Consider the following 15,324-nt stretch of genomic DNA (forward strand, 5'->3'; position numbering starts at 1 on the left):
GTAGGCGATGAGGGCGGCGCGGCCCTCGGACTTCGCCGCGGCGAGGGTGTCGTCCAGCAGCCGCACGTTCCCGCTCACTTGGCGTCCCCCTCGATCTCGGCGGTGTCGCCGTCCGCGTCGGCGGCGACCTCCGCGTCGGTGTCGTACAGCCCGAAGTAGCGGGCGGCGGTGTCCATGTCCTTGTCGCCCCGGCCGGACAGGTTGACGACGATCAGCCCGTCCTCGCCCAGTTCCCTGCCGACCTCCAGGGCGCCGGCCAGGGCGTGGGCGCTCTCGATGGCCGGGATGATGCCCTCGGTGCGCGACAGCAGCCGCAGGGCCCGCATGGCCTCGTCGTCGGTGACCGCGCGGTACTCGCCGCGGCCGGAGTCCTTGAGGTAGGCGTGCTCGGGGCCGATGCCCGGGTAGTCGAGCCCCGCCGAGATGGAGTACGGCTCGGTGATCTGGCCCTCCTCGTCCTGGAGGACGTAGGAGCGCGAGCCGTGCAGGATGCCGGGCTCGCCCGCGGTGAGGGTGGCCGCGTGCTCGCCGCTGTCGAGGCCGTGTCCGGCGGGTTCGCAGCCGATGAGGCGGACCGAGGCGTCCGGGATGAAGGCGTGGAAGAGGCCGATGGCGTTGGAGCCGCCGCCGACGCAGGCGATCGCGGCGTCGGGCAGCCGTCCGGTCCGCTCCAGCAGCTGGCGGCGGGTCTCGACGCCGATGACGCGGTGGAAGTCGCGGACCATGGCGGGGAAGGGGTGGGGTCCGGCGACGGTGCCGAAGAGGTAGTGCGTGCGGTCGACGTTGGCGACCCAGTCGCGGAACGCCTCGTTGATGGCGTCCTTGAGGGTGCGGCTGCCGGACTTCACGGCGATGACCTCGGCGCCGAGCATGCGCATCCGGGCCACGTTGAGGGCCTGGCGCTCGGTGTCGACCTCGCCCATGTAGATGGTGCAGTCGAGGCCGAACAGGGCGCAGGCGGTGGCGGTGGCGACGCCGTGCTGGCCGGCGCCGGTCTCGGCGATGACGCGGGTCTTGCCCATGCGCCGGGTGAGCAGGGCCTGGCCGAGCACGTTGTTGATCTTGTGGGAGCCGGTGTGGTTGAGGTCCTCCCGCTTGAGGAAGACCCGGGCGCCGCCGGCGTGTCCGGCGAACCGGGGCACCTCGGTGAGGGCGCTGGGGCGGCCGGTGTAGTGGACCATCAGGTCGTCGAGTTCGCGGGCGAACTCGGGGTCGGCCTTGGCCTTGTCGTATTCGACGGCGACCTCGTCCACGGCGGCGACGAGCGCCTCCGGGATGAACTTGCCGCCGAACGCGCCGAAGTAGCCGTCGGCGCCGGGCACCCGGCCCTCGGGATCGGGGACGAAGAACTGGCTGGGCATGCGGAAACCTCACGGTGGGTGTGCGGACACGGTGCGCCGTGGGGGCAGGGCAGGGTCGGGCGGCCGGCCTCAGGCCGTGTGCGGCCGGTTGCGCCGGCGCGGCCGGGCGGTGTGCCGGTGGTGCCCCGCGCCCCTTGTCAGGGGCGGTGCCATCGCAGTCCGTTGACCTGGCCGGGCTCGTTGCCGATGTGGTAGCGCACCCTGCGTCCGAGCACACGGCGAGCGGGGGCCCGGCAGCCTCGCGGGCGGCAGCCGCGGGCGAGGCGCGCGTACGGGTCCCTGGCCGTCAGGGTGGTCGGGAGGGTCATCGGGGTCAGCCTAGCGGGTCGCTCAGCCGCGCCCGTGGCGCAGCGCGGGGTGCTCGCCGGCCGCCACCAGGTCGGCGACCGCGGTCTTCGGGTCGCGGCCGGTCACCAGGGACTCACCGACCAGGACGGCGTCGGCGCCGGCGTTGGCGTAGGCGATGAGGTCGTGCGGGCCGCGGACGCCGGACTCGGCGACCTTGACCAGGTGGTCCGGGATCTCGGGGGCGACCCGCTCGAAGGTGCCGCGGTCGACCTCGAGGGTCTTGAGATTGCGCGCGTTGACCCCGATGACCTTGGCGCCGGCGTCGACCGCGCGCTCGACCTCGTCCTCGTCGTGCACCTCGACGAGCGGGGTGAGGCCGATGGAGACGGCGCGCTCGATCAGCGACTCCAGGGCCGGCTGTTCGAGCGCGGCGACGATGAGCAGCGCGAGGTCGGCGCCGTGCGCCCGCGCCTCCCAGAGCTGGTACGAGGTGACGATGAAGTCCTTGCGCAGGACGGGGATGTCCACCCGCGCGCGGACCGCCTCCAGGTCGGCGAGCGAGCCGCCGAAGCGGCGCTCCTCGGTGAGGACGGAGATGACGGCCGCGCCGCCCGCCTCGTAGTCGGCGGCGAGTCCCGCCGGGTCGGCGATCGCGGCGAGCGCGCCCTTGGAGGGGCTGGAACGCTTGACCTCGCAGATCACCTTGACGCCTTCGCCGCGCAGGGCGGCCACGCCGTCCTTGGCCGCGGGAGCCTTCGCCGCGCGCTCCTTGAGCTCGTCGAGGCTCACCCGTGCCTGGCGCTCCGCGAGGTCGGCACGGACTCCGTCGATGATCTCGTCGAGCACACTCACGCGAGGGGCCCCCTTCCAGACGGTCCGTCTTCGGTGCGTTCGTTTCCGTCCCTGGGGCGTCGCCCGGCCTCACGCGCGGGCCGCCGGACGAAACCGGTGGTCACTGCGATGGTATCCGCAGCAGGGGGTACGACTCACATCCGGTTGACGTCCGTCCCGCCACCTGGACGTTCACCGTGCGGTCAGGGATGCAGCCAGCCGCCGAACGGCAGGTTCCGGACCACCGTGAAGACCAGCACGAACGCTCCCAGGGACCACAGGAGCACCGGCGGGGGGTCGACGCGCAGGGGTTTTCCGCGCACCGCGCGGACCACCCACACGGTCCAGAGGACGGCGAGCGCCGCGTAACCGAGGACGGCGGGCGCGTTGGCCTGGAGGGCGGCCAGGAGGTCGCCGTGGGCGACGGCGTGCGCGCTGCGCAGTCCTCCGCAGCCCGGGCAGTACAGGCCGGTGAGGCGCAGCAGCGGGCAGGCGGGGTAGTGGCCGGGTTCGTTGGGGTCCACCGCCCCGACATAGGCGAAGGCACCGGCCGCGGCGGCGAGCGCTCCGGCGGGCAGGACGAGTCGGGCGGCGGTGCCGCGGGGCACGCTGCGGCTGACGGCGTTCACGGGGTGATTGTGCCCCGCGCCCGCGTGCCAGGGGCGGTTCCGGCACCCGTGTGCCGGCCGCCCCCGTCCGGGGTGCCCCGGTGCTCAGCTCTTGGCGTCGGCCGTCTCGCGGCTCGCGGCCGGCGGGTTGAGGGGGTGGAAGTGCGGCTTCTGGCCCATGCCCATCTTGCTCATGATGCCGCCGACGACACCGCCGAGCAGCACGAGGCCCATGCCTGCCCAGAAGCCCACCGGCGAGGCCATCACCATGAACAGACTCGCGACGCAGAAACCGATGAACGAGATGATGACACCGGTCCAGGCGGCCGGGGTGTGACCGTGGCTGCTGCCCGCCATTGCTTGCTCCTCAGTGCTGTGTACGTGTCTGAGCAGGACGCTCGGATCAATTGTCCCGCACGGGCGCGCGTGCGGTGACCGGGGGTGGTCCTCCGCGCGGCGCACGCCCGTGACCGGCCGCTCGGCGCGGGGGCCGGCGGGCCGGCGGGAGGCGGTCCGGCGCTTCAGGTCCCGGTCGGGTCCTCGCCCCGGTCGAGGGCCTTCCACAGTTCCTCCGGCCGGTCGGGATCGCCGGCGGCGGCCGTGCGGCGGGGCCGCGGGGCGCCGCCGCGCTCGTAGCGGCCGGACATCGCGGGCCACAGCCCGCCGTAGCGCAGGGCGAGCACGCCGGCCAGCAGGAGCAGCAGGCCGCCCACGGCCGCGACGTAGGGCCAGGCGGTGTGGCCGAGGGCGTCCACGGCGGCCGACGTGTCGCCGGACACCTCGGCGGCCTTGGCGTCGAGCGCGGAGCGGTCGGAGGCGCCGAGCAGGGCGGCCGCGACGGTGCCCGCCCCGGCCAGGGCGAGCAGGGCGGCCACGACCAGCCGGCCGGCCCGGCGCACGGCGAAGACGGCGACGAGCGCGGCCAGGCCCACCACGGCGAGGGCGGCGGGGACGCCGGTGACGTCGCTGCCGTTCGCGGTCAGGGGGAAGGAGCCGCCGGCCACGGTCGCGGTGCCCCGGGACCACTGCTGCCGGGTGGCGAGCAGGGCCACGGCCGCGCCCAGGGCGCCGCACAGCAGGGCGACGGCGAGGCTGAGGCGGCCCGCCCGGGCGGAGCCTGCGGACTCGGAACGGGGGTGAGGTACGGCAGTCACGTACTCCACTATCGCGTGAACCGGACGCGGACGGTCACCCGGGGCTCGTCGCCGGACACATCTCACACGGGGTCGCGCGCCTCCGGCGCGGCCCCGCGCGGGAGGCGCGCGCCGTCCGGGTCACCTCGCGCCCAGCCGGTTCGCCGTGTGCACGGCGCGCAGCACGGCGGCCGCCTTGTTGCGGCACTCGGTGTCCTCGGCGACCGGGTCGGAGTCGGCGACGATCCCGGCGCCCGCCTGGACGTACGCGGTGCCGTCGCGCAGCAGCGCGGTGCGGATGGCGATGGCGGTGTCGGAGTCGCCGGCGAAGTCCAGGTAGCCGACGCAGCCGCCGTACAGGCCGCGCCGGGACGGCTCGAGTTCGTCGATGATCTGCATGGCCCGGGGCTTGGGCGCGCCGGAGAGGGTGCCGGCCGGGAAGCAGGCGGTGAGCACGTCGAAGGCGGAGCGGCCGGGCGCGACCCGGCCGGTGACCGTCGAGACGATGTGCATGACGTGCGAGTACCGCTCGACGGACATGAAGTCGACGACCTCGACGGAGCCGGGCTCGCAGACCCGCCCGAGGTCGTTGCGGCCCAGGTCGACGAGCATGAGGTGCTCGGCGCGCTCCTTGGGGTCGGCGAGCAGTTCCTCGGCGAGGGCCTGGTCCCGCTGCGGGGTGGCGCCGCGCGGGCGGGTGCCGGCGATGGGGTGGACCATGGCCTGTCCGTCGTCGACCTTCACGAGTGCTTCGGGGGACGATCCGACGACGTCGAAGCCGTCGAAGCGGAACAGGTACATGTAGGGCGACGGGTTGGTGGCCCGCAGCACCCGGTAGACGTCCAGCGCGCTCGCCGTGACCGGGGTCTCGAACCGCTGGGAGGGGACGACCTGGAAGGCCTCCCCCGCGCGGATGCGTTCCTTGACGTCCTCGACGGCGGCCCGGAAGTCGGGGCCGCCCCACAGGACGGTGTGCTCGGGGAGTTCGGAGGGCGGCAGGACGGCCGGGGGCTGGGCCACCGCGCGGGAGAGGTCGGCCTCCATGGCGTCCAGGCGGGCCACGGCGTCGGCGTGGGCCTCGTCGACGCCGGTCTCCAGGTCGTTGTGGTTGATCGCGTTGGCGATCAGCAGGACGGAGCCCTCCCAGTGGTCCATCACGGCGAGGTCGCTGGTGAGCAGCATGGTCAGCTCGGGGAGCTTCAGGTCGTCCCGCCCACCGGGGCCGATCTTCTCCAGGCGGCGCACGATGTCGTAGCCGAGGTAGCCGACCATGCCGCCGGTGAAGGGCGGCAGGCCGAGGTCGTGGGCGAGGTCGCGCGGGGTGTGCAGCGCCTCGAGCGTGGCGCGCAGCGTGGCGAGCGGGTCGCCGTCGGCCGGTACGCCGACGGGCGGGGCGCCCTCCCAATGCGCCTGCCCGTCCCGTTCGGTGAGGGTGGCGGCGCTGCGGACGCCGATGAAGGAGTAGCGGGACCAGGACCGTCCGTTCTCGGCGGACTCGAGGAGGAAGGTGCCGGGGCGCTCCGCGGCGAGCTTGCGGTAGAGCGCGACCGGGGTGTCGCCGTCGGCGAGCAGTTTGCGGGTGACCGGGATGACCCGGCGGTCGGTGGCGAGCTTGCGGAACGTCTCGAGGTCCATGGCGGCAGACCTTACTGACCGGGGGTGTGCGCGCCGCTCCCGGCGCGGTCCGCGGGGGTGTCCGCGAGCAGTACGTCGGCGTCGAAGCAGGTGCGGGCGCCGGTGTGGCAGGCGGCGCCGGTCTGGTCGACCTTGACGAGGAGGGTGTCGGCGTCGCAGTCCAGGGCGACGGACTTCACGTGCTGGACGTGGCCGGAGGTGTCCCCCTTGACCCAGTACTCCTGGCGGCTGCGCGACCAGTAGGTGCACCGGCCGGTGGTCAGGGTGCGGTGCAGTGCCTCGTCGTCCATCCAGCCGAGCATCAGCACCTCGTGGGTGTCGTACTGCTGGGCGATGGCGGGCAGGAGACCGTCGGGGCTGCGCTTGAGCCGCGCGGCGATCTCCGGGTCGAGGCGGCTGGGCCGGGACGTGCTGCTGGTCATGGAAGCCATTGTGCCGCGCGGGCGGGCGGTGCCCGGGCCGCGTCCACGGGTTGGAAGGGCGCGGGGACGGAGACGGGCCGGGAGCGGTGCGTACGCGTCTCGTTGGGGTGACGGCCGGGGGACGGGTGGGCGGACCGGGCCGTCCACCGTAGGCTGACCGCATGTCGACCCATGCCAAGCGTGAACGACTCCTTCTGGCCGACCTGCTGGAGACCGCGGGTCCCGAGGCCCCCACCCTGTGCGAGGGCTGGCGCGCCCGCGACCTCGCCGCCCACGTGGTGGTGCGCGAGCGCCGCCCGGACGCCGCCGGCGGGATGGTGGTCAAGCAGCTCGCCCCACGTCTGGAGCGGGTGATGGCGGAGTTCGCCGCCAAGCCGTACGAGGAGCTGATCCAGCTGATCCGTACCGGTCCGCCGCGCTTCTCGCCCTTCAACCTCAAGCAGATCGACGAGCTGTCGAACGTCGTCGAGTTCTACGTCCACACGGAGGACGTGCGCCGCGCGCAGTCCGAGTGGACGCCGCGCGAGCTCGACCCGGTGTTCCAGGACACCCTGTGGTCGCGGCTGGAGCAGACCGCCCGGATGATGGGCCGCGGCGCCCCCACGGGCCTGGTGCTGCGCCGCCCGGACGGCCGGACGGTGGTGGCCCACCGCGGCACGCCGGTGGTCACGGTGACCGGTGAGGCGTCGGAACTGGTGCTGTTCCTCTACGGCCGGCGCAAGGTGGCCAAGGTCGACCTGGAGGGCGACGCGGACGCGCTCGAGAAGCTGAACGCGTCCAAGCAGCTCGGTATCTGAAGCCGCACGCTCCCGGGGACCGTCCCCGTGCGCTCGTGGAGACCGGTGCGGGTGGCCGGTGCCGGTGATCGGCCGGTGCCGGTGACCGGCTCCGGGAAGACTGCAAGATCGGAAGAAGAATCCCCATGATCAAGGTCGCCATGACCAGCGTGTACGTCGACGACGTGGCGAAGGCGCACGCTTTCTACACCGGCGTCCTCGGGTTCGAGACCCGCACCCGGACGAACCTGGACGACGGCACCCCGTTCGTCACGGTCGGGGCGGGCGGGGGGGAGCAGCCGGATCTGGAGCTGCTGCTGGAGCCGGGGCAGGGCCCCGTCGCGGAGCAGTACCGCAGGGCGGTGCGCGAGGCGGGGCGGCCCGCCGTCGTGTTCTCGGTGACGGACCTCCGCGCGGAGTACGAGCGGCTGCGCGGCGAGGGCGTGCACTTCGTCCAGGAGCCGCGGGAGCAGGGCCCGGTGCTCACCGCCGTCCTGGACGACACGGTCGGCAACCTGATCCGGCTCACCCAGCCGAAGGACTGAGCGGGCCGCGCGCCGTCCGGGCCCGGACGGCGCGCGGCGGGTCTCACCGCACCGGGTGGCCCGCTTCCCGCAGGGTCTGCTTGACCTGGCCGATGCGCAGGTCGCCGAAGTGGAAGACCGAGGCGGCGAGGACCGCGTCGGCGCCCGCGGCGACCGCGGGCGGGAAGTCGGCGAGCCGGCCCGCGCCGCCCGAGGCGATCACCGGGACGGTGACGTGCTTGCGGACGGCGGTGATCATGTCGAGGTCGTAGCCGTCCTTGGTGCCGTCCGCGTCCATGGAGTTGAGCAGGATCTCGCCCGCGCCCAGCTCCGCGGCCCGGTGGGCCCACTCGACGGCGTCGATGCCGGTGCCGCGGCGGCCCCCGTGCGTGGTGACCTCGAAGGAGTCGCCGGCCCCGGTGCGGCGGGCGTCGACCGACAGGACGAGGACCTGGCGGCCGAAGCGCTCGGCGATCTCCCGGATGAGGTCCGGGCGGGCGATCGCGGCGGTGTTGACGCCGACCTTGTCGGCGCCCGCCCGCAGCAGCTTGTCCACGTCCTCGGTGGTGCGGACGCCGCCTCCCACGGTCAGCGGGATGAACACCTGCTCGGCGGTGCGGCGCACCACGTCGTAGGTCGTCTCGCGGTTGCCCGACGAGGCGGTGATGTCCAGGAACGTCAGCTCGTCGGCGCCCTCGGCGTCGTACACCTTGGCCATCTCGACGGGGTCGCCCGCGTCCCGCAGGTTCTGGAAGTTGACGCCCTTGACGACCCGGCCGTTGTCCACGTCCAGGCAGGGGATGACTCGGACCGCCAGGGTCATGAATCGTCCTCCTCTCGTGTCTGTTCACTGTCCGCTGATTGAACTCGATGCCGGGCGGTCCCGGTGTCCGCCCGGCGGTCTCAGGGCCGGCGGGCCGGCCCGCCGGCGTCGAACGCCTCGACCTCCACCGCCACCAGGACGCGCGAGTCCGTGAAGCCCTCCACCACCAGGAGGGTCGTGACCGGGCGCACCGCCTCGAACAGCTCCTTGTGGGCGCGGCCCGCCGCGTCGATGTCCCGCACGTGCGCGAGGTACACGCGCGTGCGGATCACGGAGTCGACGCCGAGCCCGAACTCGGCGAGCGCCTCCAGGGCGCTGCCGAAGGCGGCCCTGGCCTGCTCGTAGGGGTCGCCCTCCCCGTGCAGGACGTCGCCCTCGAACGCGGTGGTGCCGGCCACCAGGACGCGGTCGCCCGCCGCCACGGCGCGCGCGGACCCGAAGGACTCCTCCCAGGGGTTGTCGCCCCGCACGCGCCGTACGGCCCCGGACGTCATCAGGACACGGCCTCCAGGGCCTCTTCCAGGGTGAACGCCTTCGCGTACAGGGCCTTGCCGACGATGGCGCCCTCGACGCCGAGCGGGACGAGTCCGGCGATGGCCCGCAGGTCGTCGAGCGAGGACACGCCGCCGGAGGCGACCACGGGGCGGTCGGTGGCGGCGCAGACGTTCTTCAGCAGCTCCAGGTTGGGGCCCTGGAGGGTGCCGTCCTTGGCGATGTCGGTGACGACGTACCGGGCGCAGCCCTCCTTGTCGAGGCGCTCCAGCGTCTCGTAGAGGTCGCCGCCGTCGCGGGTCCAGCCGCGGCCGCGCAGGGTGGTGCCGCGCACGTCGAGGCCGACGGCGATCCTGTCGCCGTGCTCGGCGATGACCCCGGCGACCCATGCGGGGGTCTCCAGGGCGGCGGTGCCGAGGTTGACGCGCGTGCAGCCGGTGGCCAGGGCCGCGGCGAGCGTGGCGTCGTCGCGGATGCCGCCGGACAGCTCCACCTTGATGTCCATGGCGCCCGCGACCTCGGCGATCAGCGCGCGGTTGTCACCGGTGCCGAACGCGGCGTCCAGGTCCACCAGGTGCAGCCACTCGGCGCCCGAGCGCTGCCAGGCGAGCGCGGCCTCCAGGGGGGAGCCGTAGGAGGTCTCGGTGCCGGACTCGCCGTGCACGAGGCGGACGGCCTGGCCGTCGCGGACGTCGACGGCGGGGAGGAGTTCGAGCTTGGCCATGTCGCTACAGGGTTCCGATCCAGTTGGTGAGGAGCTGGGCTCCGGCGTCGCCGGACTTCTCGGGGTGGAACTGCGTCGCCCACAGGGGGCCGTTCTCCACGGCGGCGACGAACGGTTCGCCGTGGGTGGACCAGGTGACCCGGGGCGCCCGCATCACCGGGTTGTCCACCTGGAGGGACCAGTCGTGGACGGCGTAGGAGTGCACGAAGTAGAAGCGGGCGTCCGCGTCCAGTCCGGCGAAGAGCTCGGAGCCGGCCGCCGCGTCCACGGTGTTCCAGCCCATGTGGGGCACGACGTCGGCCTGCAGCGGCTCGACCGAGCCGGGCCACTCGTCCATGCCCTCGGTCTCGACGCCGTGCTCGATGCCGCGGGCGAACAGGATCTGCATGCCGACGCAGATGCCCATGACGGGCCGGCCGCCGGCCAGCCGTCGGTCGATGATCCAGTCGCCGCGCGCCTCCTTGAGGCCCTTCATGCAGGCCGCGAAGGCGCCGACGCCGGGGACCAGGAGCCCGTCGGCGTTCATGGCGGTGTCGAAGTCGCGGGTTATCTCCACCTCGGCGCCGGCGCGCGCGAGGGCGCGCTCGGCGGAGCGGACGTTGCCGAAGCCGTAGTCGAAGACCACGACCCGTTTGGTGGCGCTCACGGTCACACCTCCAGCCGGAGGACGCCCGCGGCCAGGCACATCGCGGCACCGATGCCGAGGACCGCGATCACCCCCTTGGGCAGCTTCTGCTTGCTGAACGAGACGACGCCGCCGACGAGGAACAGGCCGACGACGATCAGTGCGGTGGACAGGCCGTTCATGCCTACAGGGCGCCCTTCGTGGAGGGCAGGATGCCCGCCGCGCGGGGATCGCGCTCGGACGCGTACCGCAGGGCCCGGGCCAGCGCCTTGAACTGGCACTCGACGATGTGGTGCGCGTTGCGCCCGTACGGCACGTGCACGTGCAGCGCGACCTGGGCCTGGGCGACGAAGGACTCCAGGATGTGCCGGGTCATCGTGGTGTCGTACTCGCCGATCATCGGCGCCATCTTCTCGGGCTCGGTGTGCACGAGGTAGGGGCGGCCGGACAGGTCGACGGTGACCTGGGCGAGGGACTCGTCCAGGGGGACCGTGCAGTTGCCGAAGCGGTAGATGCCCACCTTGTCGCCGAGGGCCTGCTTGAAGGCCGCGCCGAGGGCGAGGGCGGTGTCCTCGATGGTGTGGTGCGAGTCGATGTGCAGGTCGCCCTCGGTCTTCACGGTCAGGTCGAACAGACCGTGCCGGCCGATCTGGTCGAGCATGTGGTCGTAGAAGCCGACCCCGGTGGAGATCTCCGTCTTGCCGGTGCCGTCGAGGTCGATCTCGACGAGGACCGAGGTCTCCTTCGTCGTCCGCTGGACGCGTCCTACGCGGCTCATGCGCTCTGCTCCTTCGGGGGTGTGGGGGTGGCCCCCACGTAGCTGACCAGTTCACCGACCGCGTCGAGGAACGCGTCGTTCTCGGCCGGGGTGCCCGCGGTGACCCGCAGCCGTCCCGGTACGCCGTTGTCCCGCACCAGGACGCCCCGGTCGAGGATCTTCCGCCAGACCACGTGGGAGTCCGCGAACGTGCCGAACTGGACGAAGTTCGCGTCGGACTCGGTGACGTCGTAGCCGAGGGTACGCAGTGCGGCGACCAGGCGGTCCCGCTCCCCCTTCAGCTGCTCGACGTACTTCAGCAGCGTGTCCGTGTGCTCCAGGGCGGCCAGCGCGGTCGCCTGGGTGACGGCGGACAGGTGGTAGGGCAGGCGGACGAGCTGCACGGCGTCCACCACGGCCGGGTGCGCGGCGAGGTAGCCCAGGCGCAGTCCCGCCGCGCCGAACGCCTTCGACATGGTGCGGGAGACGACGAGGTTCGGGCGGCCCTCGAGCAGCGGCAGCAGGGAGGCTCCGTGGCTGAACTCGACGTACGCCTCGTCCACGACCACCATCGCCGGTCCGGCCGCCTGCGCGGCCTCGTACAGGGCGAGGACGGTCTCGGCGGGCACCGCGGTGCCGGTGGGGTTGTTGGGGGTGGTGACGAAGACGACGTCCGGGCGGTGCTCGGCGATCGCCTTCCCGGCGGCGGCCGGGTCGAGGGTGAAGTCCTCGCCCCGGGGCCCGGAGACCCAGGCGGTGCCGGTGCCGCGCGCGATGAGCGCGTGCATCGAGTACGAGGGTTCGAAGCCGAGGGCCGTGCGGCCGGGCCCGCCGAAGGTCTGCAGCAGCTGCTGGATGACCTCGTTGGAGCCGTTGGCGGCCCAGACGTTCTCGGGGCCGACGGGGTGGCCGCCGGTCTTCGTCAGGTACTCGGCCAGCCCGGTGCGCAGCTCGACCGCGTCCCGGTCCGGGTAGCGGTTGAGGTGGCGGGCGGCCTCCCGGACCCGCTCGGCGATCCGCTCGACCAGCGGTTCGGGCAGCGGGTAGGGGTTCTCGTTGGTGTTCAGCCGTACGGGGACGTCCAGCTGGGGCGCGCCGTAGGGGGACTTGCCGCGCAGCTCGTCGCGTACGGGGAGGTCGTCGATGGTGATGTCCGTGGCGTTCACTTGCTCTCGGGTACCTTCCAGCCGAACCGCGCCTTGATCGCCGCGCCGTGCGCGGGCAGGTCCTCCGCCTCGGCGAGCGTCACCACGTGGTGCGCGACGTCGGCCAGCGCGTCCTCGGTGTAGTCGACGACGTGGATGCCGCGCAGGAAGGACTGCACCGACAGGCCCGAGGAGTGGCAGGCGCAGCCGCCGGTGGGCAGGACGTGGTTGGAGCCGGCCGCGTAGTCGCCCAGGGAGACCGGCGACCAGGGGCCGACGAAGATCGCGCCGGCGTTGCGCACCCGGTCGGCGAGCGCGGCGGCGTCGGCGGTCTGGATCTCCAGGTGCTCGGCGCCGTAGGCGTCGACCACGCGCAGGCCCTCGTCGAGGCCGTCGACCAGGACGATCGCGGACTGGCGGCCGGACAGGGCCGGGACGATCCGGTCGTCGATGTGCCGGGTGGCCTTGACCTGCGGTTCCAGTTCCTTCTCCACGGCGTCCGCGAGTTCCGCGGAGTCGGTGACGAGGACGGCGGCGGCCAGCGGGTCGTGCTCGGCCTGGCTGATCAGGTCGGAGGCGACGTGCACCGGGTCGGCCGTGGAGTCCGCGAGGATCGCGATCTCGGTCGGTCCGGCCTCGGCGTCGATGCCGATCTTCCCGGTGAAGTAGCGCTTGGCGGCGGCGACCCAGATGTTGCCGGGGCCGGTGACCATGGTGGCGGGCGGGCAGGACTCGGTGCCGTAGGCGAACATGGCGACGGCGGTGGCACCGCCCGCGGCGTACACCTCGTCGACGCCGAGCAGGGCGCAGGCGGCGAGGATCGTCGGGTGCGGCAGTCCGCCGGACTCCTTCTGCGCCGGGGAGGCCAGGGCGATCGACTCGACGCCGGCCTCCTGGGCCGGGACCACGTTCATGATCACGGAGGACGGGTACACGGACCGGCCGCCGGGCGCGTACAGGCCCACGCGGTCGACCGGCACCCACTTCTCGGTGACGGTGCCGCCGGGGACGACCTGGGTGACGTGGGTCTCCCGGCGCTGGGCGCGGTGCACGAGCCGGGCGCGGCGGATGGACTCCTCCAGGGCCGCGCGCACGGCCGGGTCCAGCCCCTCCAGCGCGTCGGCGAGTGCCCGCGCCGGGATCCGGACGGACTCCAGGCGCACGCCGTCGAACCGCTCGGCGGAGTCGATCAGTGCCGCGTCGCCCCGATGACGCACGTCCTCGCAGAGGGGCCGCACCTTCTCCAGGGCGGCCGCGACGTCGAAGTCGGCTCGGGGCAGCAGGGCGCGCAGGGCGGGGCCCTCGGGGAGGGCGTCGCCGCGCAGATCGATTCGGGCCAGGAAGGAATGTTGCAGCACGGGGTCAATTCTCTCAGACCCGCGCCGGACGCCGTGCGAGCGTTCCAGTGGCTGATACGCGCCCCTCCCGGTAACTCACCGTGCATATTCGAAAGATCTTTCTTACTTTCTGTGTTCGAGGGGTCACTCACCGGGCAGAACCGTGGTACGCGTACGCGTTGTACGAAGAAACGAACCTGCGGGTACGAGGGGAAGGAGGGGGGACGGTGACCGACGGAGAGGCGAGAGGCTCCGGCGAGGTGCCCACCGGCCTGACGGCGGCGGAGGCCGGCATGTGGCAGGCCTTCCGCAACGGCAGCGTGTACGACCTGAGCAGCGGGGACGCCGCCGTCGACGACCCGCACGGAGGGCGTCCGTGGGGGCCCGAGCGGACCGTCCGGGCGCGTGTCGTGTGCTGGCTCCTGCTGGACGGCCCGCCCGCGCTGGCCGGCCGGGTCTCCTCCCTGAAGCTGGTCGGGGTGATGATCAGCGGCACGCTGGACCTCGCGGGCGGCACGGTGGTGCCGTACGTGGAGATGCGCGACTGCCGTTTCGAGCGGGACGTGCTGCTGCCGGAGGCCCGCTTCACGACGGTGCGGCTGGTGGACTGCTCGGTGCCGCGGCTGGAGGCGGCCCGGCTGCAGACCGAGGGCGATCTGCACCTGCCGCGCTGCCGGTTCCTGGGCGGGATACGGCTGACCGACGCCCGGATCGGCACGGACCTGCTGCTCAACCAGGCGATCGTGCACCGCGACCGCAGCGGCCGGTCGATCTCCGCGGACGGCCTGACCGTCGGCCAGGACCTCCAGGCCGAACTGCTGGAGTCGCACGGCGAGCTGAGCCTGCGCAGCGCGACGGTCGGCGTCTCGGTGAGTCTGCGCGGGGCCCGGCTGGCCAACCCGTCCGCCCGGTTCGCGCTGAACGCGCCGCAGCTGACCGTCGAGCGGTCCCTGTACCTGACGCCCGCGGGGGTCGGCACCCAGGCGCGGAGCGGGATGACCCCGGCGCGCGGGACCCGGATCCAGCGGTTCGAGTGCCGGGGCGGGGTGCGGCTGGACGACGGGCGGTTCGGGGACGCGGTCGACTTCGAGCGGGCCCGGTTCACCCTGACGGACGACCAGGAGCTGTCGCTGCGCCGGGTGCAGACGCCGGAGCTGCGGTTCCTCGGGGAGCGGCCGGCCCGCGGGCGGGTGGCGCTGTCGGGGGCGCGGGTGGTCAACCTGATGGACCGGGCGGAGAGCTGGCCGGGGCCGGGCCGGCTGCACATGGGCGGCTTCACCTACGAGAACCTCGTGCCGCGCGGGCCGTTCCCGCTGGCGGAGCGACTGGAGTGGGTGGCCGCGGCGAGCGCCGAGTACACCCCGGAGCCGTACGAGCGGCTGGCCGCCGTGCTGCGGGCGAGCGGCGAGGAGGAGGACTCGCGCGAGGTGCTGCTCGCCAAGCAGCGCCGGCGCCGCGAGGGCCTGCCCCTGGCGGCCAAGCTGTGGGGCTACGCGCAGGACTGGACGGTGGCCTACGGGTACCGTCCGGGGCGGGCCGCGGTGTGGATGGCGGTGCTGTGGGCGGTCGGTTCGCTGGCGTTCGCGCGCGCCTACCACCCGCCGGTCCGGAGCGGTGAGCATCCGGCGTGGAATCCGGCCCTCTTCGTCCTGGACCTGCTGCTGCCGGTGATCGACCTGGGCCAGGTGGGGTTCTGGCAGCTGCGCGGCGGCTGGCAGTGGCTCGCCGCCTCCTTCGTCCTGCTGGGCTGGATCCTCGCCACGACGGTGGCGGCGGGGGCGACCCGGACCCTGCGCCGCGTCTGACCGGCCCGCCCGGCCCCGGCCGCCACCGTCGTGGCGAG

Annotated in this window: 19 protein-coding genes; 3 read left to right on the forward strand and 16 right to left on the reverse strand. The window is 73.5% G+C overall.

Features of this window, described 5'->3' with window-relative positions:
* Positions 1-74 precede the first annotated feature (74 nt).
* From trpB to hisI, 8 genes are all read right to left on the reverse strand, one after another.
* The gene (gene trpB, locus AOK18_RS03295; RefSeq protein ID WP_055693277.1) at positions 75-1,361 is read right to left on the reverse strand and encodes a tryptophan synthase subunit beta; all 1,287 of its coding nucleotides are present in this window, start codon (positions 1,359-1,361) and stop codon (positions 75-77) included.
* A gap of 137 nt (positions 1,362-1,498) precedes the next feature.
* Complete coding sequence (gene trpM, locus AOK18_RS32380; protein WP_107099672.1) at positions 1,499-1,669, reverse strand: tryptophan biosynthesis modulator TrpM; 171 nt, start codon at positions 1,667-1,669, stop codon at positions 1,499-1,501.
* A 22-nt stretch (positions 1,670-1,691) separates the two neighbouring features.
* Positions 1,692-2,501, reverse strand: coding sequence for an indole-3-glycerol phosphate synthase TrpC (gene trpC / locus AOK18_RS03300; RefSeq protein ID WP_055574497.1), 810 nt, complete (start codon positions 2,499-2,501; stop codon positions 1,692-1,694).
* 182 nt (positions 2,502-2,683) lie between these two features.
* Positions 2,684-3,109 (reverse strand): DUF2752 domain-containing protein, encoded by a 426-nt coding sequence (locus tag AOK18_RS03305; RefSeq protein WP_055574496.1) that lies wholly within the window; start codon positions 3,107-3,109, stop codon positions 2,684-2,686.
* 84 nt (positions 3,110-3,193) lie between these two features.
* Positions 3,194-3,445, reverse strand: coding sequence for an HGxxPAAW family protein (locus AOK18_RS03310; RefSeq protein ID WP_055574495.1), 252 nt, complete (start codon positions 3,443-3,445; stop codon positions 3,194-3,196).
* 164 nt (positions 3,446-3,609) lie between these two features.
* Positions 3,610-4,251: a TIGR02234 family membrane protein gene (locus tag AOK18_RS03315; RefSeq protein ID WP_055693278.1), complete on the reverse strand. Its 642-nt coding sequence runs from the start codon at positions 4,249-4,251 to the stop codon at positions 3,610-3,612.
* Between the two features lie 111 nt (positions 4,252-4,362).
* Positions 4,363-5,856, reverse strand: a complete 1,494-nt coding sequence (locus tag AOK18_RS03320; protein WP_055693279.1) for an anthranilate synthase component I — start codon at positions 5,854-5,856, stop codon at positions 4,363-4,365.
* 11 nt (positions 5,857-5,867) lie between these two features.
* Positions 5,868-6,278, reverse strand: coding sequence for a phosphoribosyl-AMP cyclohydrolase (gene hisI, locus AOK18_RS03325; RefSeq protein WP_055574502.1), 411 nt, complete (start codon positions 6,276-6,278; stop codon positions 5,868-5,870).
* A gap of 161 nt (positions 6,279-6,439) precedes the next feature.
* On the opposite strand from hisI, the gene AOK18_RS03330 reads away from it, so the two are divergent.
* Together AOK18_RS03330 and AOK18_RS03335 are read left to right on the forward strand one after the other, a co-directional pair.
* Positions 6,440-7,075, forward strand: coding sequence for a TIGR03085 family metal-binding protein (locus AOK18_RS03330; protein WP_055574492.1), 636 nt, complete (start codon positions 6,440-6,442; stop codon positions 7,073-7,075).
* 125 nt (positions 7,076-7,200) lie between these two features.
* Positions 7,201-7,599, forward strand: a complete 399-nt coding sequence (locus tag AOK18_RS03335; protein WP_055693280.1) for a glyoxalase/bleomycin resistance/extradiol dioxygenase family protein — start codon at positions 7,201-7,203, stop codon at positions 7,597-7,599.
* Positions 7,600-7,642: 43 nt separating this feature from the next.
* Here AOK18_RS03335 and hisF read toward each other — a convergent pair whose 3' ends face one another.
* The 8 genes from hisF to hisD all read right to left on the reverse strand — a co-directional run bounded on the left by hisF (position 7,643) and on the right by hisD (position 13,502).
* Complete coding sequence (hisF, locus tag AOK18_RS03340) at positions 7,643-8,401, reverse strand: imidazole glycerol phosphate synthase subunit HisF (protein WP_055571485.1); 759 nt, start codon at positions 8,399-8,401, stop codon at positions 7,643-7,645.
* An 80-nt stretch (positions 8,402-8,481) separates the two neighbouring features.
* Entirely contained in the window at positions 8,482-8,895 is a 414-nt protein-coding gene (locus AOK18_RS03345; protein WP_055571486.1) for a Rid family hydrolase, read from the reverse strand.
* Positions 8,895-9,617 carry a bifunctional 1-(5-phosphoribosyl)-5-((5-phosphoribosylamino)methylideneamino)imidazole-4-carboxamide isomerase/phosphoribosylanthranilate isomerase PriA gene (gene priA / locus AOK18_RS03350; RefSeq protein WP_055571487.1) on the reverse strand — a complete coding sequence of 241 codons (723 nt, stop codon included), beginning with the start codon at positions 9,615-9,617 and terminating at the stop codon, positions 8,895-8,897. The genes AOK18_RS03345 and priA overlap by 1 nt, the downstream gene beginning before the upstream one ends.
* 4 nt (positions 9,618-9,621) lie before the next feature.
* On the reverse strand, positions 9,622-10,263 hold the full coding sequence (gene hisH / locus AOK18_RS03355) for an imidazole glycerol phosphate synthase subunit HisH (protein ID WP_420865570.1): 642 nt from the start codon (positions 10,261-10,263) through the stop codon (positions 9,622-9,624).
* A 2-nt stretch (positions 10,264-10,265) separates the two neighbouring features.
* Complete coding sequence (locus tag AOK18_RS33205) at positions 10,266-10,424, reverse strand: hypothetical protein (RefSeq protein ID WP_055571489.1); 159 nt, start codon at positions 10,422-10,424, stop codon at positions 10,266-10,268.
* Between the two features lie 2 nt (positions 10,425-10,426).
* Positions 10,427-11,020 carry an imidazoleglycerol-phosphate dehydratase HisB gene (gene hisB / locus AOK18_RS03365; protein WP_055571490.1) on the reverse strand — a complete coding sequence of 198 codons (594 nt, stop codon included), beginning with the start codon at positions 11,018-11,020 and terminating at the stop codon, positions 10,427-10,429.
* Positions 11,017-12,165: a histidinol-phosphate transaminase gene (locus AOK18_RS03370; protein ID WP_420865571.1), complete on the reverse strand. Its 1,149-nt coding sequence runs from the start codon at positions 12,163-12,165 to the stop codon at positions 11,017-11,019. Before AOK18_RS03370 ends, hisB begins: the two co-directional genes overlap by 4 nt.
* A complete protein-coding gene (gene hisD / locus AOK18_RS03375; RefSeq protein WP_240503035.1) occupies positions 12,162-13,502 on the reverse strand; it encodes a histidinol dehydrogenase in 1,341 nt (446 codons plus the stop codon). Before hisD ends, AOK18_RS03370 begins: the two co-directional genes overlap by 4 nt.
* Positions 13,503-13,708: 206 nt before the next feature.
* Here hisD and AOK18_RS03380 point away from each other — a divergent pair, with 206 nt between their 5' ends.
* Complete coding sequence (locus tag AOK18_RS03380; RefSeq protein WP_055693281.1) at positions 13,709-15,286, forward strand: hypothetical protein; 1,578 nt, start codon at positions 13,709-13,711, stop codon at positions 15,284-15,286.
* The last annotated feature ends 38 nt before the right edge of the window (positions 15,287-15,324 follow it).

Origin of the sequence: Streptomyces prasinopilosus (genome assembly GCF_001419695.1) — a bacterium.
Classification (GTDB): Bacteria; Actinomycetota; Actinomycetes; order Streptomycetales; family Streptomycetaceae; genus Streptomyces; species Streptomyces prasinopilosus.